The following is a 21325-nucleotide window of genomic DNA, read 5'->3' as shown; positions in this document are numbered from 1 at the left end:
CATATTTTATCAAATAAAGTGCAAAGATAACTTATTTTCTTCTAACAGCCAACAAACATTATTTTTATTTTAGAATAAAGAATCAATTTAAAGCAAAAAGAATGATATTTGTTTTAAATCAAAACACATCACATACCTCTTCCACCTCTGTTGCCACGCACGCCACCGGTTCTGACCGTACGGTCGCCCCCACCGGAGACGGCACGTCCGGTACGCAGTCCGCGGTTTGCAGAGCGTCCTCCAAACATGTTCATCTTGTATATCACGTGCAGCATGGCATAGCTGTTTATACTGTTATATTCTGTGTCGCTTCTTCGCGTCGCGCTTATCTGGCGGCGGAAGCTGCTTTGGCGGCGGAGAATGTCAAACCACTGAAAAGATACGGTCAGAGCCTTACGGCGCAGGAAACTTTGGCTGAGTTGCATGTTCCATATCAGCTCATCGGTGTTCATTGTCTTGTCGCTGTATCCGCGGCGGCTTGTCTGGTGTATGCCTGTCGTGAAACTCATGTTCCATTTGGCATCCAGTGTGAGGTTTGCTCCGTATGCAAACTCCCATGTGTCGAGGTTGGCGCTACTACGCAACATGTTTCGCGAATGGTTATAGTCCACTGAGCCGTGAAGTTCTATCTCAAACCAATCCTTGTCATATCCGAAAGTGAGGTCTTCGCTGTAGGTTGACGTACGTGTGATGTTCTTTTGCGAACTTGACTTGCGGTCTGTCGTTATATAGCTCACATAATTGGAATAGTTGAACCACGTATGCGTGCTGACAGTCCATACACCGGTGGTGTCAAGTGCCGTGTTTAACCCGAAACGTGCCGCTGTACGCCAGTTGCCGTTGATGTTTTCCGGACGTGTCACCCGTCCTCCGGTTGTCTCGTCATACGACACAATATTGCTTATGCTGTTGCGCGTTGTCGAAAAGTCGACACTCGATGTTATGCTTCTCTGATAACGCGGCGAGCTTGTGTTGAACTCAGCCCTGAGATTACTCGTGAAAGACGGCTTCAGCCCGGGGTTTCCCATAGTGATGTTCAGAGGATTGCTGTTATCGGTGATGTCGAGCATCTGCGAGATGCTCGGTTGCGATGTTGTTCCGCGGTATGTGGCACGCAGGTTGGTGCGGCGGTTGAAACGGTAGCGGAAGTTAAGCGTCGGTGTGATGTTTGTCACGTCCCTGACCGTGTCTACGTCAATGCCGTGGTAATTCTGTATGAAATAGGAACGTTGCGGCTGAATCATCACACCCACATTCATGTTGTAGTTCTTCTGTGCTATCCGCAACTGTATGTTTATGTTATGTGTATAATTGTTGTATTCCGAATAGCGGCTGAGATCGTGATCTATATAATAGTCGATAGGATTTTCAAGAAGCGCGAAATATCCGTCCCAATCACGGTAGCGTGTCAGTACATCGGCAAAACGATCATAGTCCATTGTGCCGAAATCAAATGTAGAACGGTCGCTTTTCCTATGACTGTACTGGAAACGATAACTCAGCTGCAGGAAAGTTGCCTTGAAAAGCGGCTCTGTATATGTTGCCTGTAGCGTATAGCTACGGTTGTCGGACGGTGTGAGATTATAGCGGTTGGTCTGATAAACGGAATCCTCGCCTGCCGCGTTTTTCTTTTGGAAAAGATGCACGTTGGATGCCGACAGGCTTTTATTGGTGTTATCCCCGATATTGAAACTTGCCGTGACCCCGAAATTCCGCCCTTTGTATCCCAGCCTCCTGTGATATTGCAGTGATGCTCCGAAACCGGCCGACGTACCGTAACTGAGCGATTTGTTTGTTCTGGAATTCACGACAATGCTGTCTTCAGCCATCATGGCTATATTCCCTTCATCAAGCGGATTATCCGTGTAAAGATATGGATTCTCGTTGAACGATGCTGATGCGCCCGAGCTCATTCCGTCGTTCGAGGATAAAGAGAACTGAGGTCTGAAGGTTATGGTCTGCACGGTATCCGGTTTCCACTCCAGACGCATGTTTCCGTTCCACGAGTTGTTTCTTGACAAGTTTTTATTCACATTGTTTGAAAAGGCTCCGCGCGTGTTGACAAAATTCTCCACCGAACTTATTGTATGGTTATCTGTATCGCCATGACTCCAGTTTATGTTTCCGTCAGCCTTAAGCTTTCCCCTCTTCTCATAGTTGAAGTTCAGTCCCGCAGTCTTCCGTGCGCTCAGTCCGTTCCGCCCGCGCCCACCGGTTCGTATGTTCCTGTTTGTGGCGTTGTTGGCATTTGCCATCACGGTATGTCGGAAATCTCCGACAAATCTCGAGAGATTCACACGTCCGAAATACCGGTCATCCGTGCCATAACCGATGTCGGCGTTAGTAAACATACCCCGTTTCATGCCGCGCTTTACGGTGAAATCAAGCACGGTGCTCTCCTCACCGTCATCAATACCGGTCAGCTTGGCCATGTCGCTCTTCTCGTCGTATGACTTTATCTTATCTATTATCGAGGCGGGAAGATTCTCCATGGCCTCTTTCATGTTTCCCGGCATGAAATCACGACCGTCGAGCATTATCTTCTTTACCTCCTTGCCATTAAGGGTTATCTTTCCGTTTTCATCTACTTTCGCTCCGGGCAGCCTCTCCACAAGAGCGTCTATCGTTGAGCCCTCCGGCACCCGATAGGCTGCCGTATTGTATACAAATGTGTCCTCAACCATCACCATCTTGGGCACATCACCGGTGATTACAGCCCCTTCGAGCATCACCGCGTCAGCCGACAGCGCTATGCGCCCGGCCTCCGCCACACCTTTCTTCGGCACACTGACATCCTTGTATTCCGTGCGGTATCCGAGATATGAGACTTTCACTATGTATGCCCCTGCCGACGGAGGCTTAAGATCAAACCGTCCGTTTGTCGCCGTCAAGGCTCCGCACACGAATGTGCTGTCTGTCTTCAGCAGCTGTACCGTGGCCTTGTCGAGCGGATTATCCGAACCGCCTTCAAAGACATTTCCAGACACAACGGCCTGCTGGGCATTGACAAACAAATGGCACAGCATCAGAATCATAAACAGAACCGGATATCTTTTCATAAGTTTTGGTCGTTTTCTTTTGATAAGATTATTATTTTCTTTTTTAGGACGCGGAATGCATGACAAGGTTTAATATTTCCCAATAAAAAGAAAAGAGAGAAAAATGAAGAATTCCGCAGATACATCTGCCCATTCTTCACTTTTCTCTCTTTGTTTAAAAAGCGGCTCCGCTTAAATGACTTCTATCTTACGAGACACCTTTTCCTGGGTAGGCTCGAATTTCGGAAGTTCCACTGTAAGCACTCCGTTGGCCACCGATGCGGCAATTTTACTCTTGTCAACATCATCCGGCAATACAAGCGTCTGCTCAAACTTTGTGTAAGAGAACTCGCGACGCAGGTAGCGCCTTGTCTTGTCCTCATTATTCTGTTCCTCCTTCTTTTCCAGTTTCACCGTAAGGTTGCCCTCATCATTTATATGCACCATGAAATCTTCCTTTTTCATACCCGGTGCAGCCAGCTCCACTGTATAGCCCTTGCTTGTCTCTATCACGTTGATTGCCGGTGCCATGGCGTTGGCACGATGCATATAGCCGTTATCAAAAAAATCGTTGAACACCTCTGGCAGCCATGCTGCGTTTCTTCTAACTAATGTCATAATCAAATCCTCCTATTTTATTAATGTTTAAATTGTCTTTTATGATTACCTCCGCTCTGTCGGAAGGTTTTCACCTACAATATCGCAACAAGCATACCATTGCAAGTCGCAAGACAAAATGACATATAACAAGTATAAAAAGACAGAATATAGCGACATTATGTCAGATACATGGTGATATAAATGCCCTAAAGAGTTATTTTTGTCTTCTCACCGTTATACTCCACTGTGCGCACAGCCTGCACCGGAACACTTCCCGCCCCTGTTCCGTGGTTCATCATAACAATGTTGAACTTGCGGTTGCGAAGCATCGTCGGATAAGCCCCCTTACGGTTGCCTATTGTAAGAGTACGTGAGGCATCGTCCCATTCAAACTCTATCTGAGTATACTTTCCACGCTCGTAGTCGTAACCGTCACCGCGGTCCTCATAGAGGACAAAACGTCCGTCGGCACCGGGATATACCCTCATTTCAAGATTATCCCATGATTTCTCTGAGGAATACTGCACCTCTGGCCCCCAAGGCATGATACTTCCCGCACGCACGTACACCGGCATCTCGCTTATAGGACACGGACGCATTATCTCACGACCTCCTTCTATGCACTCGCCTGTCCAGAAATCATACCACTTCGCACCCTCCGGCAGATACACACTGACCGGTGCCGCTCCTTTGGTCACATCCGGATATATAAGATGACCACGACGGTCACCGCTACGCCATGTGTATAGGGGATCTGTCACAGGACGTACGAGCAACGAACGTCCGAACATGTATTCATCATTGCAATCAAGTGCCTTCACGTCAGAGGCAAAGTCCATCACCAGCGGACGCATCATGGAGCCGTCATTGAGCACCACATCACCCTGTGTGCTGTAGATATACGGCAGAAGACGATAGCGCAACTTTATGAAATCTTTCTGGACATCGTAGGCCCACTCGCCCGGCTTGCCAAATTCATAAAGCTCACTCACCATCGGTGAAGAACAGTGGTTGCGCATCAGCGGCATGAATGCCGCCCACTGCATCCAACGCACCTGCAACTCCTGCATTCCTGGATCTTTAGGATTGTTGCGGTAGTATCCTCCGAAGAATCCGCCGATATCGGTGTTCCAGAACGGTATCCCGCATATAACATAGCTCAGACCTGACGGCACCTGTGCCTTCATCTCTTCCCAACTGCTGGAGATGTCACCGCTCCATGAGAACGTACCGTAGTGCTGTATGCCTATCTGTCCGCTGCGTGTCATCTGGATACTGCGCTTATTGTTGCCGCGCATCTTCCGCTGATGTTCATATATGCCACGGTTGTGTTCGATGGCAAAGGCATTCTTCACGCTGCGCCATGTGCCGCGTGCAGTCATATAGTCGTCATCGCCCGGCTTCTCAAAATGGTCGGGCTCGGTAGAGTCTGTCCACCATGCGTCGAAACCTATATTATATAGGTTGGTCAGATGCTTCCAATATATGTCACGTGCCTTTGGATTGAAGGCATCGTACGGCATCGTGCCGCTATTCCTCGGCCATGTCTCGAAAGGCAGCAGTGCGCCAATCTTCTTCATATCGGCATAAGCGTCCGTCCACGGACCGAAACTGGCCCAGATGGTAATCATGAGATGTGCATTATTGTCATGTACATACTTTGCCATCTCCAAAGGGCTTTTCAGTCTGGGCTCTGCCTGACGGCTCATATTACGCATGTCGCCCGGCAGGTATTTGGCCCATGCCGGATCTCCCACCTTATTAATATAGTAAGGATTCATGAACCGCATGGCATTCCAGTTGGAATCACATCCCCAGTATTGCCAGTCCTGCACGATGCCGTCAAGCGGTATCTGCAGGGCACGGTATTTGTCAAGCACCCCGGCAAGCTCATCGGAAGTCTTGTAACGCTCACGGCACTGCCAATGCCCCATTGCCCATAAAGGAAACATTGTGGCACGGCCGGTAAGAGAACGCAAACCGGAAATCACACCGTCGGCCGTACCATCACGGAAGATGAAATAATAGTCGACCATCTCAGCCACCTCGCTCTTGAACGATGTCCCTGTTTTGTCATCGTCAAAGAATGAACGGCTCATATTGTCCCAGAACACTCCATAACCCTTACTGCTTATAAACACGGGAATGGTGGTATAGGTATTGGTGTTCCACAGTTTTATGTGTTTGCCGCGGAGGTTGAGGGTCCTGTCTTTCCTTTGGCCCAAACCATAGATATGCTCACCGTCGGCAAGGCTCCATCTCTGGTTCACTACGTATTTGCCCTCATCGGCATCATCGCGTCTCATCTCGAATCCTGGAACAGACTGTTCGCGCAACAGAGTGTCACCGTCAGCGGAAAGAAACATGGCCGTACCGTTGCCGTGAACAACCACCCTCATCTTGTCGGTTGCGTATGTGGTAAGCGAACCGGCAACAGTGGTCTTCACGCCAACCTTCTCAGGCTGCATGATGACTGTGAAGCTTTTCTTCTCAGGCTGCGACTCAAACGCAGACGGATACTTTACTATCCGCACGATGTGCGGCGAATAAAACACTACTTTCGTAACCGATGCTCCGCCCGACGGCAGACATGCCATCCACAATGCGGCAAAAAGCATCATAAATGATAATCGTTTCATAAATGCTATATTGTTTTAGTTATTGCAAAGGTAATGCAAACCGAACGCAATCAAGCTTGCTTGGAATTGCTGAGGTGCAGCTTACCTTATGCAAAGGTACTGCAAATACCCTGAAACAGCATTGCACTTATGTTGATTCTATTGGTAATCACGTTGAAATATGCAGCAAAGAAACGAAAAATGAATGCAAAACGAAGAAATTAAAATGCATCGGTGAACATTGCTTTCCTAAGTCATAAGAAATTAAGAATAAAGCCATAACATTCTTTAATTAAGACAAAATGCCATACCTTTTCAGAAAGTATATTTAGGAATATCTTTCCTGATTTACCGGATGAGTCATCACTTCATATTTCAAATATCCTCACATAAACAATCATTGCATGCTTTTCTTCTCCGCATACTCCGACGGACGGCAACCGTACTCTTTTTGGAAACATTTGGTGAAATAGCTCGACGAGCTGAAACCTGTGGCGTCGGCCACTTCCGTCACAGTCGTTCCACCGCGCGAAAGCATTTCTGCGGCCTTACGCAGACGGATGCTGCGTATGAACATCTGGGGTGACTTGTCGAGTATGGCCGTAAGCCGGCGGTATAGTCCGGTGCGGTCCATACACATCTCGCGGCTGAGCTGCTCCACTGTGTATGACGTATCGCCTATATGCCGCTCGACAATCCTCGTCGCCTTATCGAGAAAATCCATCTCCGAACCGCTCATGTCTGGTTTTTCATCGCCATGACCGTTATCGACAAGAACAACCCTGACGGAACTCTCATTGCGGTTGCACTGCTCCATAAGGTCACGGATACGCATGAGCAGCATCTCCTCGCGTCCTTCGCGCGCCACCCTGCGCCTCACAGCTTTTATGTAAACCCAAACGCCGGTGGAAGCCGACACCACAAACAGCAGCACATATAAGACAATGGCCTCCGTGGAACGCCACCACGGTACGGCCACAGTAAAGACAAGCCTGCGTATACCGCCGTTCCACACTCCGAAACGCGACGAGGCCATCACCTCGAGCACATAACTGCCCGCGGCAAGGTCTACGAACGACAGTGTGAGCAGCCCGCGACTGTCTACAAGCATGCCGTCGCTGTCGGCATCGGCCGTATGCCACACACCGTCGAGACCTATAATCCTGTAACGGTAGCATACGCTACGCGGATGCACATACTTCATCGGAGAAAAACAAAAAGCCACGGAGTTGTCTTCATAATCAAGACTGAGCCTGTCGAGATAAGGCGCATCGACATCCATGCCGCCACCGGCCTCGATACGGCGGCCGTGAATCATCACGGAAATGAGCACAGGGGTGAGCGGAACATTCGACTCCCCCATATCAAACACCCCCGACAGAGGCGGAAGATAAAGAATGCCGCGATTATACGTTCCAAGCCATATTCCGCCCTCACGATCGCTACACACGGTGTTTATGCCGGTGGTCAGCCGTGTGCCGTCGGGAAGACGCAACTCACGCAACACCAGTCGGCCGGAGGTGCCGAAATTATATGCTATATACCCTTCAGGAGTAGTGATATAGGCCATGCCGCCATCGCCCGCAATGAGTGTATGCAGCAGATAACCGCACTCTAAATGGCGTTTCCATGACATTGTTACGGGATTAAAAGTCTGGAATATGGAACATCCGCTGCCCGTACGTATCTGATGGAACATACCGTCGGAAGTCTTCACTATCAACGATGTACGTTCATACTTGCGGGCCGTCACACTGTCATAAGCCGCTGTCATGCCTTCGCATTTACCGGAAGACAAGGAAAATACACATGCATAACCGCCGCTTGTAAAAATCACCGCACGTCCGGCCTTCACATCAATGTCCTGCACCGTTCCGCCACCTTCCGGCATACACAGCCTTACACCCGTGTCAGCCGACACCACATCGCCTCCGGCAACAGTCCATATACCGCCTTCCGAATCTACAAACATATCGTCGAAACACGATACACAGGCCTGTTTCTTGCAGTCTCTGACATACCGGAGAGCAGTAAGGTCAAGGCATGACACACTGCGATAAGACTTTATCCAAAGCCTGCGGGATGCATCCACATAGAGATGGGTATGGCCGTAATACGCCTCAAGAGGCTCGGCAGCCGATGTGTCGACAGCCACGGAACGGAATTCCGCACCGTCATAAATATTTACGTGGCTTTCCGTCATCACAACCATACGCCCGTCGGAGAGCTGGAGCATCTGAAGCACGCTGCGTCCGCGAAGCCCCTGTCCTCCGTCAAGCACATAATATGTCCTTTCGGCAGCCAGTGGCATGGCCAACATCAACGGCAGCAGCAATATGAACAATCTTAGAATTTTCATCCGGCTTTCATTTCCTTGGTTTTGCTTACCGCAGCTCCCATTGACTTCAGCACCTCAACCCCGTCACCGACGGTCGCCACCTCCGAAACAACCAAAGAACGCCTGCCGCCGTTATCGCGAAGACTGCAGCGACGGGGATTGAATGTGACATATTCAAGAATACCGTCGAAAACGGCACTGCGATAGTACGGACTGTTAACGTTGGCCACGAGAAACAGCGTCATACGTCCCTGCTTTATCATTATCTTCTCAAAACCGAGGCTCTTGCCGGCATGACGGAGCGGAACGACATTCATAAGCTCACGGGCAACATCAGGAATGGCTCCGAACCTGTCACGCAAACGCATGCGGAACCCCTCGATCTCGCTGTCGTCACGCAGGTTATCCAGCTCCCTGTAGAGAAGCATTCTCTCGCTGTCGCTCGGCACGTAGCTATCGGGAAAGTACATCTCTATGTCGCTTTCAAACGAGCAGTCCTCGACGAAATCGCCTCCGTCTGTCACAGCCTCGTCAGCATAAAGGTCTGAAAACTCTTCGTTTTTAAGCTCTGTAACGGCCTGATTGAGTATCTTCTGGTATGTCTCATAGCCAAGGTCGGCAATGAACCCGCTCTGTTCCGCACCGAGAAGATTGCCTGCACCGCGTATGTCAAGATCCTGCATTGCTATGTTTATGCCCGAACCCAGTTCAGAGAAGTTCTCCAACGCCTCAAGACGGCGGCGCGACTCATGATTAAGGGCCGACAGCGGTGGGGCAAGCAGATAGCAGAACGCCTTACGGTTGCCCCGGCCCACACGCCCCCGCATCTGATGCAGGTCGCTGAGACCGAAATTGTGTGCGGCGTTTATTATTATGGTGTTGGCATTTGGGATGTCTATGCCGTTCTCCACAATAGTGGTGGAAAGAAGAACGTCATATTCATAGTTTGAGAAGTCCATTATGATGTTCTCAAGCTCTTCGGGTTTCATCCTTCCATGTCCGATGGCAATACGCGCATCTGGTATATACTTGTGTATTATTTCGGCAATCTGCGGCAGATTGCTTATCCTGTTGTTTACAAAATACACCTGTCCGTTGCGGCTCATCTCGAAGTTGACGGCATCTGCGATTATCTCCGGACTGAAAACGTGTATCTCCGTCTGTATGGGATAGCGGTTGGGCGGAGGGGTCTGGATAACACTCATGTCGCGCGCGCCCACAAGCGAGAACTGCAGTGTGCGCGGTATGGGCGTGGCCGACATAGTCAGCGTGTCGACGTTTATCTTCATCTGGCGCAACTTTTCTTTCGTGGCCACGCCGAATTTCTGTTCCTCATCTATTATAAGGAGTCCGAGATCCTTGAACTTCACCGACTTGCCGATAAGCTTATGAGTGCCTATAAGTATGTCTATCTTTCCGTCCTCAAGGTCTTTCAGCACTTCTTTTGTCTGCTTTGCGCTCCTTGCCCTCGAAAGATATTCCACCCTGACAGGCAAGTCCCTCAGCCTTTTCCTGAATGTCTGGTAATGCTGGTAGGCGAGCACTGTCGTCGGCACAAGCACGGCCACCTGCTTTGAATCGCACGCGGCCTTGAATGCCGCACGCACAGCCACCTCGGTCTTGCCGAACCCCACGTCGCCACACACAAGACGGTCCATAGGCCTGTCGCGCTCCATATCGGCCTTGACGTCGTTGGTCGCCTTAAGCTGGTCGGGAGTGTCCTCGTAAAGGAAGCTCGCCTCCAGTTCGTGCTGCATGAACGAGTCGGCACTGAAAGCATAGCCTTTCTCGTGCCTGCGCATGGAATACAACCTGATAAGGTCGCGGGCGATATCCTTTATCTTCGACTTGGTGCGCTCCTTGAGCCGTTCCCACTGTCCCGTGCCGAGATGGCTCAGGCGCGGGGGCTCGCCGTTGTCCTGCGCCTTGTATTTTGAAACCTTATATAAGGAATGTATTGATACGTAAATAGAGTCGTTCTTCTGATACTGTATCTTTATCATCTCCTGATAGCCGTCACCCTGAGGCATACGCACAAGACCTCCGAAACGGCCTATTCCGTGGTCGACATGCACCACATAGTCACCGACCTCAAACTGCCTGATCTCCTTAAGCGTAAGGGCCACCTTTCCATTGCGGGCCTTGTCTGATTTCAGGTTGTACTTATGGAAACGGTCAAATATCTGATGATCTGTAAACACGCACATCTTCAGGATATTGTCCGCAAATCCCTCATGCAGGGTCTTGTTGACCGGAACAAACCCGAACGATGATCGCAAAGCGAAAATCTCCTTCAGCCGCTCGTTCTGCTTGGCACTGTCGGCAAGGATATACAGCTTATAGCCTTTCAGCACATAGTCTTCAAGCGACTGGAACAGCAAATCAAAATTCTTATGGAACAGCGGCTGTGGAGTCATGTCGAAGCAAATCTCCGCCTGCGGCTCACGAGACGGCCTGTGGCCTATCTCCATCATGCGGAAAGAAAGTGCATCGCGCATGAACGTGGCACCGTCTGAAAGTTGAACCTCCTTACGCATCTCTTCAAGAATCTCCTTCTGCCGCATTTCCGTCGCTCCCTCCATACGCTCGGCAATGGCCTGTGCCGAGAAGCCCTCACGATAAACCGCATCTATCGTCTCACGCACATAAAGCAAATCTTTCGTCACCACGACAGTACCGTCAGGCATAAAAGACATCAACGGCACACGGTCTTCGACAATGCCGGCAAGCTCCGGCACGATACGCACTTCACTTCTTATCTCCTTCGACAACTGGCTTTCGACCTCAAACGTACGTATAGAGTCTATTTCATCACCGAACATGTCTATGCGGAACGGCAACTCGCAGCTATATGAGAACACATCCAATATACTGCCACGACGGGCAAACTGTCCGGGCTCATACACATAGTCAACCTCGCGGAATCCGAAATCGCGCAAAGTGCGCGCAATGTCTGACACATCCACAGTCTGTTCTGTCTTCAGTACAAGCATGCGCGAATCCATCTTCTTTTGCGACACCACAAGCTCCGCCACGGCCTCGGGATATGTTACGACATAAAGGAGACTGTCGCCGGTGGCTGCCGCAAGCGCGGCCAACGCCTCGGTCCTGAGTATCTCGCTGGCCGCATCGCGTTGGCCATATTTTACGGCCCTACGGTATGACGACGGGAAAAACAATACGCCTGACTCACCCAATATCTGGGTAAGGTCATGATAAAAATAACCGGCTTCCTCGGCATCCTGAAGTATAAATAACACCGTGCGGCATAGCTTTGACGCAAGACCGGCAAACAGCATCGGTGCCGAAGAAGCCAATAAGCCCTTGAGAAAAACAGTCCTTACAGACTCGTCCTCCACTATCTTCGCCAAGGCCCCAACCTGAGGCGACATGGCATATAAATCCTTTAAATCCTGTATATCCATTGCAATGTGAATGCAAAATTACAGCAAGTCGGCAAAAATACAAAACAAAAAGAATGAAAAATGGCTATGCACAAACAAGAAACAGGCCATTCTCAAACCGAAAAGCGGCCGTCCTCTTATCTGTCGACTTAAGTCAGCAAATCTGTCGGCTTAAGCCGACAGATGTTTCGACTACAGTCGGAAGATCGTTCGACTTAAGTCGACTGGCTTACGAACCTGTACTTCACGGAAAACGGATGGCAGATTCAGACTTTACAGCCATATTGGTCCGGGTGAGCCACAAAGAAGACGCTCCCGAACAAGCCGGTTGCCGGCAGACATACCGGATTGCATCTACCGTTTCATTTTTAGCTATCCGCATAATAAAAAGACAGGCAGTGAAATGGAAAACACACAAATACATGGCTTCCATATCCATACCTGTCTCACCTATAATAAATGATATAAAATAAACTGCAAACCAAATGCTGAGGCAAAATTTATTTTGATTATTCTGAGGCGGAGCGTTTATTCAAAACAACATGCATACTATGCCGGACACGGGTATTTTCTCGTCCATCCGTCCCAGCGAAGGCGCATCACGCCAAAGAACGCCTCGGAGAATATCCCTCCGCTCATCTTGGAAACTCCCTCGCGGCGGTTTACAAATATCACAGGCACCTCCTTTATCTTGAAACCAATCTTATAGGCCGTGAACTTCATCTCTATCTGGAAAGCATAGCCCTTGAAACGAATCTTGTCAAGCTCGATGGTCTCAAGCACACGACGCCTGTAGCACTTGAAGCCGGCTGTGGTGTCGTTGACCTTGAACCCCGTGACCATACGCACATATTTTGAGGCGAAATAGCTCATCAGCACACGGCCGATGGGCCAATTTACAACATTCACCCCGGAAACATAACGCGAACCGATGGCAACATCATAGCCTTCGTCATGACAGGCGGAATACAGGCGGGGCAAATCATTGGGGTCGTGGCTGAAATCGGCATCCATCTCAAAGATATATTCATACTCATGCTCCAATGCCCATCTGAAACCTGTGATATAAGCCGTACCGAGCCCGAGCTTGCCCTTACGCTCAAGAATAAACAGGCGTCCGGAAAACTCCTCTGACATAAGACGCTTCACTATGTCTGCCGTACCGTCAGGCGAACCGTCATCTATCACAAGTATATGGAAACACTTGTCCAATGAAAACACCGCACGGATAATCTTTTCGATGTTCTCTTTCTCATTATATGTCGGTATTATTACAATACTGTCGCTGTCGTGCATAAATCTTGTTATTTTAATGCAAAGATAAACTTTTTCAAAGAATATACTTAAGAAATATACTTAAAAAATATATAAATGACATGCCATATCCGTATATTTGGCTCTATCACACCGCCACATTAATATAATATGACGTCACTCCATAAATCCTGAAGACGGAAATGCCGGATACGACACGGGACAGGCAACCGGGACCTTACGGCTCTCTATAGAAACCTGAATACTGAACGTAGGATTGAAATTGTATTTAACCGACGCACCTATACGGTCGGAAATATCACCCATATAATAAAGGTCATACGGCATGCGCCTGCTGCCGGACACCGACTTCTGGGCATAGAGATATCCCTCCCAATGCTCGTCGAACTTATAGCCGAGCACGGCCGTAATACCGGCATTGCGGTGGCTGGCGTCCGCCCATTTTATATTGTCGAAACTCCCACCTAAAGCAAAAGACAATTTCGGTGTGAGCGGAACGGCATACATTGCAGATATATTCTGGCAGAACCCCGTGCCGCCATACGAATGTTTGCCGAAAGCCACTGTAACCGCCGCACCCAGACTCACATTCAAACCGGGATGCAGTTCCCAAAGGCCCCATCCGGGATAAGACATAGACCACAGTCCAGACGGCAACACACGACCATACGAATCAATCTCCGGAAGATGAAGTCCGGACGGTGTGACGACCGCCTCCATACTGTCGGCGACACAGTTTTCCACCACTGCACTGCAAGCCTCTATATCATTACTGCCATGGATAACGCGTGTAACGTCCTCCTGGGCACACAAAGGCAGGTTCAGGAAAACGGCAACAAACGCGACAAACAATTCTCTTATCATAAAACGCGGTTTTATTTCGTTATGCAAATATACAGACTACAACATATAAAAACAAGAATAATATATATAAAAAAGCTGAAATCAGTTTTCCGACTGCAAAAATAAAACGTTAACCGGAGTATGCACCGGCATGAAAATCTGTCGGTGCCATAAAGCAACAGAATATTAAACATGGAAACACCTATCCGCCATCTTATATATTTTTTGCTTATCGGAGTGAGGAAGCTGTTCATTTCGTGTGACGATGTGGAGACACTCACCCCATTCTTAAGGAAAAGGAATGCCCTTTTATATCCAGTATTCATTGAAACCACCTTGTTTCACTCCCTGATTATCATTCCTCCAATATCACTTTTTTATCCAAACAGGCATGTATTCCACTATTTTTGTATAAATTTGCAACAGATAGTCTACACAAATCAACATTTACAGAACAATTTTATAATACCAATGAAAATAAACCTATTATTTATCGCCTTTGCCCTGGCGGCATCGGCAATGGCCCAGCAGCGTAAAGAGATTAGCCTCAACGAAGACTGGATGTTCTCACGCGATAATGAGAATTGGGAACGTGTGAACATTCCGCACGACTGGGCTATCAGCGGACCATTCGACAAGAAATGGGACTTGCAGACTGTGGCAATAGAGCAGAACGGAGAGAAAGAAAAGTCAGAAAAGTCGGGACGCTCAGGTGCTTTGCCTTGGATTGGCAAGGGATATTACTCAAAAACATTCAACATGCCCAACCACCGCTGCCGGGCGGAACTGATATTCGACGGAGCCATGAGCGAGCCAACAGTAACGGTGAACGGCCATAAGGCCGGATACTGGGCCTACGGATACAACGCTTTCCGCATGGATATTACAGACCTTGTAAAACCTGGTGAAAACCACCTGAAAGTATCTCTCAATAATGTGGAGGAGAGCAGCAGGTGGTATCCAGGAGGCGGAATATACCGTCCGGTGAAGCTTGTACTCACAGGCGAGACAAGGTTTGATACATGGGGAACATACGTAAGGACCATTAAAGCAGACAAGAAAAAAGCATTCATAAGCATTGATACAAAGATTCTCGGAGCTGACATTACGAAACCGTCCGGCACGGAGGTGGAACTTTATGATGACCGCGGAATGATTGTGGCCGCAAGTCACTGCAACGCTGATGCAGAGGGAAATATCCATACAGTGCTCGATTTCAACAAGCCAAAACTGTGGTCTCCCGAGACACCTTATTTATATAAGCTTGTGCTGACACACAAACAGGACAGAAAAGTGCTCGACAGACAGGCTATAAACGTGGGGGTGCGCACGGTTGAAGTATCAAAAGAAGGCGGATTCATGCTCAACGGCAAGACACGCAAGATAAAGGGAGTATGCCTGCATCATGACCTCGGACCGCTTGGCACGGCTGAGAACAAGGCTGCACTGATAAGACAGATAAAGATGATGAAAGCCATGGGATGTGATGCCATACGCACAGCCCACAACGTTCCGTCGGAAATGCAGATGGACATCTGTGACTCCCTTGGCATGATGGTCATGGCAGAAAGCTTCGACATGTGGATTTACCCCAAGTGCAAGAACGGCTATGCGAGATTCTTCAAGGAATGGGGCGAAAAAGACATCGAGAATCTTGTGCTGCACCACAGAAACCATCCGAGCATAGTGATGTGGAGCATAGGCAACGAGATACCGGAGCAGGGAGGAAAAGACGGACTGGCCATATCGAAGCGGCTTCAGGACCTCTGCCATAAACTCGACCCATCACGTCCGGTGACACAGGGTCTCGACCGTGTTGACGCAGCCCTGAAATCAGGCGTGGCACAAGCCATGGACGTGCCGGGATTCAACTATCGCCTCCATAAATACCAAAAGGGCATAGAGACTCTGCCGCAAGGCTTTCTGCTCGGTTCGGAAACGGCATCTACGGTAAGCAGCCGGGGGGTATACAAATTCCCGGTCACCGTATCTGACAAAAACACATATACCGACGGACAGTGCAACGGATACGACACTGAATACTGCTCATGGAGCAATCTGCCTGATGACGACTGGAAATGGCAGGAGGACAACTCTTGGGTCATAGGTGAGTTTGTATGGACAGGATACGACTATCTCGGCGAGCCTACTCCATACGACAACTACTGGCCAAGCCGCAGCAGCTACTTCGGAATATGCGACCTGGCAGGACTTCCCAAAGACAGATATTTTCTCTATCGCAGCCACTGGAACAAGAAAGAGCACACCATTCACCTGCTACCACACTGGACGTGGAACGACCGTAAGGGAAAGATCACACCGGTATACTGCTACACCGACGGAGAGGAGGCCGAACTGTTCGTTAACGGCAAGAGTCAGGGACGTATAAAGAAGAACAAGGATTCACGACTCGACCGTTTCCGCCTGCGCTGGAATGAAGTGAAATATGAACCGGGAGAAATAAAAGTCGTTGCTTACGACGGTAAAGGCAATAAGATCGGAGAGGATGTCAGGAGAACAGCCGGAAAACCTGCCGCAATCAAACTTAGTGCCGAATGCCCTGACAATACAGACATGCAGCTTAAGGCCGACGGCAATGACATGGCATTCATCACCGTATCCATGACCGACAAAGACGGCATCCACTGTCCGACCGCAGACAACAGCCTATCATTCGAAGTGACAGGCGACGGAACATTCCAGGCTGCATGCAACGGTGACGCCACATCGCTCGAGCCGTTCACCCAACCACAGATGAGACTCTTTAACGGACAGCTTGTGGTGGTGGTGAGAAGCACAAAGAATGCAGGAAAGCTTCGCCTCACCGTCACAGACAAAAAGCTCAGGCTGTCGGAAACAATAGAACTGAAAACGATATAGCATAATATCTGCATTATAATACAAAACAACATTACAATTAAAAAATATAAGGATTTATTTGTATAGTTCATAAAAATATTATACTTTTGCAGCATAATAAACAAAAAAGAAAAAACAGCATGAGTCGATTTAGCGCATCTTTTTATTACTTTTACTTTACAAGGATTTGTGAAGCGGGAAGTTGCGTGTAGATTTCAACTTATGACAGATAAACATAATAAAGTTTCTCATTCAAGTCCCGCCTTCATTTTATAAGGCGGGACTTGTTTTTTATAACAGAGACCCAAACAAGAATAGAACAGAATGAAACGAATTGCGATCCAGGGCATGCCAGGCTCTTTCCACGACATTGCCGCACATCAATATTTTGAGGGTGAACAGATTCAACTGATCTGTTGCGACACTTTTGAGGAAGTATTCGAGAATATCAATAAAGACCCCACTGTGATTGGCATAAGCGCCATAGAAAACACCATCGCAGGAAGCCTGCTGCACAACTATGAATTGCTGAGAGATTCTGGTACGACAGTGGTCGGCGAGCATAAACTGCACATATCACACTGCATCTGCTGCCTGAACGACGATTCATGGGACACAATAACGGAAGTGCACTCCCACCCCGTGGCACTGATGCAATGCCGGAAATTCCTGGCAAGGCATTCAAGCCTGAAAATGGTGGAAGACGATGATACGGCAGGCTCTGCAAGAAACATTTCGGAAAACAACAGCCATGGAGTGGCAGCGATATGCAGTGCGGCGGCAGCGGAAATGTATGGATTGAAAATACTGGAAGACCATATAGAGGACAACAAACACAATTTCACAAGGTTTCTCATAACATGCAATCCAGGCAAAGCCGACTTCATGCGCTCGCTGGAGGAATCGAACAAGGCAAGCCTTGTATTCTCACTGCCTCATGAGGAAGGCTCGCTGTCACAAGTGCTAAGCATACTCTCGTTCTACAAGATAAACATGACAAAGATACAGTCGCTGCCTATAATAGGACACGAATGGGAATATCTGTTCTACGTGGACGTGACATACGGTAGCCTGACACGATACCGACAAAGCATCGATGCGATAACTCCGCTTACAAAAGAACTGAAAATATTAGGAGAATATAAAGATGGAAAACAATGTGAATAAAAACATAATGCCGGCCGAGCGTATCGGCATGGTAAGCGAATACTACTTCAGCCGCAAACTGAAGGAAGTGGCGAAACTGAATGCCATGGGCAAAGACATTATAAGCCTGGCCATAGGAAGTCCTGACATGCCGCCATCGGAAAACACCGTGAGGAAACTATGTGAGGTGGCACAACGCCCGGATACACACGGATATCAGCCTACAATGGGAACACCGGAGCTTCGCAACGCCATGGCCGGATTCTATAAACGATGGTATGACGTGGAACTCGACCCGGAAACAGAAATACTTCCGCTAATAGGCTCAAAGGAAGGAATACTGCACGTAACACTCGCCTTTGTAAACCCGGGAGAGGAAGTGCTCGTACCCAATCCTGGATATCCTACTTATACTTCGCTGAGCCGTATACTCGGTGTGAACGTTGTAAACTATAACCTATTGGAGAAAAACAAATGGCAACCGGACTTTGACGAACTGGAAAAGACGGACCTCAGCCGAGTAAAACTGATGTGGACGAACTATCCCAATATGCCCACCGGAGGAAACGCCATGACGGAAACATACAGAAAACTGACAGATTTCGCACACCGCCACAATATCGTTATTGTAAACGACAATCCATACTCGATGATTCTGAACGACAAACCTATATCACTGCTGCAAGTGCCCGGGGCAAAAGAATGCTGCATTGAGTTCAACTCCATGAGCAAAAGCCACAACATGCCGGGATGGCGGGTGGGACTATGCGCCTCAAACCCAACATTCATCAAATGGATTCTCAAAATTAAAAGCAACATCGACAGCGGCACGTTCCGAGGATTGCAGCTCGCTGCCGCAGAAGCATACGGGAACGATGACGAATGGCACCGCAAGGCAAACATAGAGACATACGCCAACAGAAGACGACATGCCGAAAAGATTATGGACACACTCGGATGCACATACGACAAAGCGCAAACAGGAATGTTTCTCTGGGGAAGAATACCCGACAAATATGCCGATGCCGAGGAACTTACAGAGAATGTGCTTCACAACGCAAGAGTATTCATAACGCCCGGATTCATATTCGGATCTAACGGGAAAAGATATATCAGAATATCACTCTGTGCCAAAGAAGAGAAAATCAGTGAAGCACTGCACCGCATATCACAGAACAAAGACAAATTGTGAGAAACATCAATTATTATATATAACACTTCAGAAACAATAAAAAACAGTATATTATGGAATTGATATTAGAACCGCTTATATTGCCAAGTGACAACAAACGGCCGTTTGTAATAGCAGGCCCATGTTCTGCCGAATCGGAAAAGCAGGTGATGGAAACAGCCAGACAACTGGCTCAAAAAGGATGCCATATATTTCGTGCGGGTGTATGGAAACCACGTACAAAGCCGGGAGGATTCGAAGGCAACGGCGAGACCGCACTGCCATGGATGAAAAAAGTGAAGGAGGAAACAGGCATGCTCATATCCACCGAGGTGGCCACTCCTGAGCATGTGGAACTGGCAATGAAATACGGAATGGACATTCTCTGGGTCGGAGCACGTACCACCGCCAACCCGTTCGCCATGCAGGCACTGGCCGATGCTATGAAAGGCATTGACATTCCTGTGCTTGTCAAAAACCCTGTGAATCCGGACCTCGAGCTGTGGATAGGAGCCATGGAAAGGATAAACCAGGCCGGAGTAAAGAAACTTGGTGCCATACACCGCGGATTCTCAAGCTATGACAAGAAGATTTACCGCAACCTGCCTATGTGGCAGATACCTATCGAACTTCACAGAAGAATCCCGGACCTGCCGATAATATGCGATCCAAGCCATATAGGCGGAAGACGCGAACTTATCGCCCCTTTATGCCAACAGGCTATGGATCTCGGATTCGACGGTCTGATAGTGGAAAGCCACAACGACCCGGACAAGGCATGGAGCGATGCCAAACAACAGGTGACACCGGATGTGCTCGACTATATCCTTTCACTTATTGTCGTAAGAAGCGAAACCCACACAACTGAAGGGATAACTCTCTTGCGGCGGCAGATCGACGAGCTTGACAACCAGATAATGGAGATATTGGCAAAGCGTATGCGTGTATGCCGCGAGATAGGACAGTATAAAAAAGAGCACAACCTGACTGTACTGCAGACAGCACGCTACAAAGAGATTATGGAAAAGCGCGGAGCGCAAGGCGTATTATGCGGAATGGACGCCGACTTTATTGTGAAAGTATTTGAAGGCATTCACGAAGAGTCTGTAAGACAACAAATGGAGATTATAAACAAATAAACGCATTCCTTACATGAGAATATTAGTTATGGGAGCAGGCAAGATGGGAAGTTTCTTCCTCGACTTGCTAAGTTTCGACCATGAAACGGCCGTATACGAAAAAGACCCGAAACGCATGCGGTTCACATACAACTGCCAAAGATTTGCATCGGTTGACGACATCAAGGCCTTCAAACCGGAACTGGTAATCAATGCCGTAACGGTGAAATATACAATATCCGCATTCAAGGAAATATTGCCATATATACCCGATGAATGTATCATAAGCGACATCGCATCCGTAAAAACCGGACTTAAGGAGTTCTATGAGCAAAGCGGCCACCCATACGTAAGCACACACCCCATGTTCGGACCGACCTTTGCAAACCTGAACCAACTCAGCGAGGAGAACGCCATAATAATAAACAAGGGCAACTATATGGGACGCATATTCTTCAAGGACCTTTACAGCCGGCTGGACCTGAACATTTATGAGTATTCTTTCGATGAGCACGACCGCACAGTGGCCTACTCTCTTAGCATTCCTTTTGTCAGTACATTCGTATTTGCCGCAGTAATGAAGCATCAGGACGCTCCGGGCACCACATTCAAACGTCATCTTAGAATTGCAAAGGGGGTATTGAGCGAGGATGAATATCTGCTGCAGGAAATACTGTTCAATCCATACACAAACGGACAAGTGGCGCAAATACGTACCGAACTGAAAGAATTGCTCGACATTATAGACAGCAAAGACTCCAAAAGAATGAAAGGTTATCTTGATAAGATAAGAAACAATGTAAAAAGAGATATCGACGGATTAAAATAAACACGCCCGCTACTTTTAACGGATATACCGGTTTTTGACTTATCTTATAAAATCATATCATTATTCCTGATTCTATAAACAGAAAT

13 protein-coding genes are annotated in these 21325 nt (G+C 48.3%); 6 read left to right on the top strand and 7 right to left on the bottom strand.

Annotation, left to right across the window (positions count from 1 at the left end):
* Nucleotides 1-128: 128 nt before the first annotated feature.
* From HPS56_RS08450 to mfd, 5 genes are all read right to left on the bottom strand, one after another.
* Nucleotides 129-3059, bottom strand: coding sequence for a TonB-dependent receptor (locus HPS56_RS08450; protein WP_172275713.1), 2931 nt, complete (start codon nucleotides 3057-3059; stop codon nucleotides 129-131).
* A 171-nt stretch (nucleotides 3060-3230) separates the two neighbouring features.
* Nucleotides 3231-3656, bottom strand: a complete 426-nt coding sequence (locus HPS56_RS08445) for an Hsp20/alpha crystallin family protein (RefSeq protein WP_172275712.1) — start codon at nucleotides 3654-3656, stop codon at nucleotides 3231-3233.
* A 188-nt stretch (nucleotides 3657-3844) separates the two neighbouring features.
* The gene (locus HPS56_RS08440) at nucleotides 3845-6277 is read right to left on the bottom strand and encodes a glycoside hydrolase family 31 protein (protein ID WP_172275711.1); all 2433 of its coding nucleotides are present in this window, start codon (nucleotides 6275-6277) and stop codon (nucleotides 3845-3847) included.
* Between the two features lie 376 nt (nucleotides 6278-6653).
* Nucleotides 6654-8615 carry a helix-turn-helix domain-containing protein gene (locus HPS56_RS08435; RefSeq protein WP_172275710.1) on the bottom strand — a complete coding sequence of 654 codons (1962 nt, stop codon included), beginning with the start codon at nucleotides 8613-8615 and terminating at the stop codon, nucleotides 6654-6656.
* Nucleotides 8612-12019, bottom strand: coding sequence for a transcription-repair coupling factor (gene mfd, locus HPS56_RS08430; protein WP_172275709.1), 3408 nt, complete (start codon nucleotides 12017-12019; stop codon nucleotides 8612-8614). The genes HPS56_RS08435 and mfd overlap by 4 nt, the downstream gene beginning before the upstream one ends.
* Nucleotides 12020-12255: 236 nt before the next feature.
* On the opposite strand from mfd, the gene HPS56_RS08425 reads away from it, so the two are divergent.
* Nucleotides 12256-12471: a hypothetical protein gene (locus tag HPS56_RS08425; RefSeq protein ID WP_172275708.1), complete on the top strand. Its 216-nt coding sequence runs from the start codon at nucleotides 12256-12258 to the stop codon at nucleotides 12469-12471.
* Nucleotides 12472-12547: 76 nt separating this feature from the next.
* Here the strand turns inward: HPS56_RS08425 and HPS56_RS08420 are convergent, their stop codons facing one another.
* On the bottom strand, nucleotides 12548-13294 hold the full coding sequence (locus HPS56_RS08420) for a polyprenol monophosphomannose synthase (protein ID WP_172275707.1): 747 nt from the start codon (nucleotides 13292-13294) through the stop codon (nucleotides 12548-12550).
* A gap of 135 nt (nucleotides 13295-13429) precedes the next feature.
* Entirely contained in the window at nucleotides 13430-14137 is a 708-nt protein-coding gene (locus HPS56_RS08415) for a hypothetical protein (RefSeq protein WP_172275706.1), read from the bottom strand.
* Nucleotides 14138-14587: 450 nt separating this feature from the next.
* On the opposite strand from HPS56_RS08415, the gene HPS56_RS08410 reads away from it, so the two are divergent.
* The 5 genes from HPS56_RS08410 to HPS56_RS08390 all read left to right on the top strand — a co-directional run bounded on the left by HPS56_RS08410 (nucleotide 14588) and on the right by HPS56_RS08390 (nucleotide 21239).
* Entirely contained in the window at nucleotides 14588-16996 is a 2409-nt protein-coding gene (locus HPS56_RS08410; protein ID WP_172275705.1) for a glycoside hydrolase family 2 TIM barrel-domain containing protein, read from the top strand.
* Nucleotides 16997-17299: 303 nt separating this feature from the next.
* A complete protein-coding gene (locus tag HPS56_RS08405; protein ID WP_172275704.1) occupies nucleotides 17300-18142 on the top strand; it encodes a prephenate dehydratase in 843 nt (280 codons plus the stop codon).
* Complete coding sequence (locus HPS56_RS08400) at nucleotides 18123-19313, top strand: pyridoxal phosphate-dependent aminotransferase (RefSeq protein WP_172275703.1); 1191 nt, start codon at nucleotides 18123-18125, stop codon at nucleotides 19311-19313. Before HPS56_RS08405 ends, HPS56_RS08400 begins: the two co-directional genes overlap by 20 nt.
* A 53-nt stretch (nucleotides 19314-19366) precedes the next feature.
* On the top strand, nucleotides 19367-20431 hold the full coding sequence (locus tag HPS56_RS08395; protein ID WP_172275702.1) for a bifunctional 3-deoxy-7-phosphoheptulonate synthase/chorismate mutase type II: 1065 nt from the start codon (nucleotides 19367-19369) through the stop codon (nucleotides 20429-20431).
* Between the two features lie 13 nt (nucleotides 20432-20444).
* The gene (locus HPS56_RS08390) at nucleotides 20445-21239 is read left to right on the top strand and encodes a prephenate dehydrogenase/arogenate dehydrogenase family protein (RefSeq protein ID WP_172275701.1); all 795 of its coding nucleotides are present in this window, start codon (nucleotides 20445-20447) and stop codon (nucleotides 21237-21239) included.
* Nucleotides 21240-21325: the final 86 nt, after the last annotated feature.

This window comes from Xylanibacter muris, assembly GCF_013166605.1.
In the GTDB taxonomy this organism is placed as follows: domain Bacteria; phylum Bacteroidota; class Bacteroidia; order Bacteroidales; family Bacteroidaceae; genus Prevotella; species Prevotella muris.
This window is presented reverse-complemented; position numbering and strand designations above follow the sequence as displayed.

Excerpts from the sequence above, each read along its gene's own strand:
- HPS56_RS08450 (WP_172275713.1), bottom strand. The coding sequence starts at position 3,059 with ATGAAAAGATATCCGGTTCTGTTTATGATTCTGATGCTGTGCCATTTG.
- HPS56_RS08445 (WP_172275712.1), bottom strand. The coding sequence starts at position 3,656 with ATGACATTAGTTAGAAGAAACGCAGCATGGCTGCCAGAGGTGTTCAAC.
- HPS56_RS08440 (WP_172275711.1), bottom strand. The coding sequence starts at position 6,277 with ATGAAACGATTATCATTTATGATGCTTTTTGCCGCATTGTGGATGGCA.
- HPS56_RS08435 (WP_172275710.1), bottom strand. The coding sequence starts at position 8,615 with ATGAAAATTCTAAGATTGTTCATATTGCTGCTGCCGTTGATGTTGGCC.
- mfd (WP_172275709.1), bottom strand. The coding sequence starts at position 12,019 with ATGGATATACAGGATTTAAAGGATTTATATGCCATGTCGCCTCAGGTT.
- HPS56_RS08425 (WP_172275708.1), top strand. The coding sequence starts at position 12,256 with ATGGCAGATTCAGACTTTACAGCCATATTGGTCCGGGTGAGCCACAAA.
- HPS56_RS08420 (WP_172275707.1), bottom strand. The coding sequence starts at position 13,294 with ATGCACGACAGCGACAGTATTGTAATAATACCGACATATAATGAGAAA.
- HPS56_RS08415 (WP_172275706.1), bottom strand. The coding sequence starts at position 14,137 with ATGATAAGAGAATTGTTTGTCGCGTTTGTTGCCGTTTTCCTGAACCTG.
- HPS56_RS08410 (WP_172275705.1), top strand. The coding sequence starts at position 14,588 with ATGAAAATAAACCTATTATTTATCGCCTTTGCCCTGGCGGCATCGGCA.
- HPS56_RS08405 (WP_172275704.1), top strand. The coding sequence starts at position 17,300 with ATGAAACGAATTGCGATCCAGGGCATGCCAGGCTCTTTCCACGACATT.
- HPS56_RS08400 (WP_172275703.1), top strand. The coding sequence starts at position 18,123 with ATGGAAAACAATGTGAATAAAAACATAATGCCGGCCGAGCGTATCGGC.
- HPS56_RS08395 (WP_172275702.1), top strand. The coding sequence starts at position 19,367 with ATGGAATTGATATTAGAACCGCTTATATTGCCAAGTGACAACAAACGG.
- HPS56_RS08390 (WP_172275701.1), top strand. The coding sequence starts at position 20,445 with ATGAGAATATTAGTTATGGGAGCAGGCAAGATGGGAAGTTTCTTCCTC.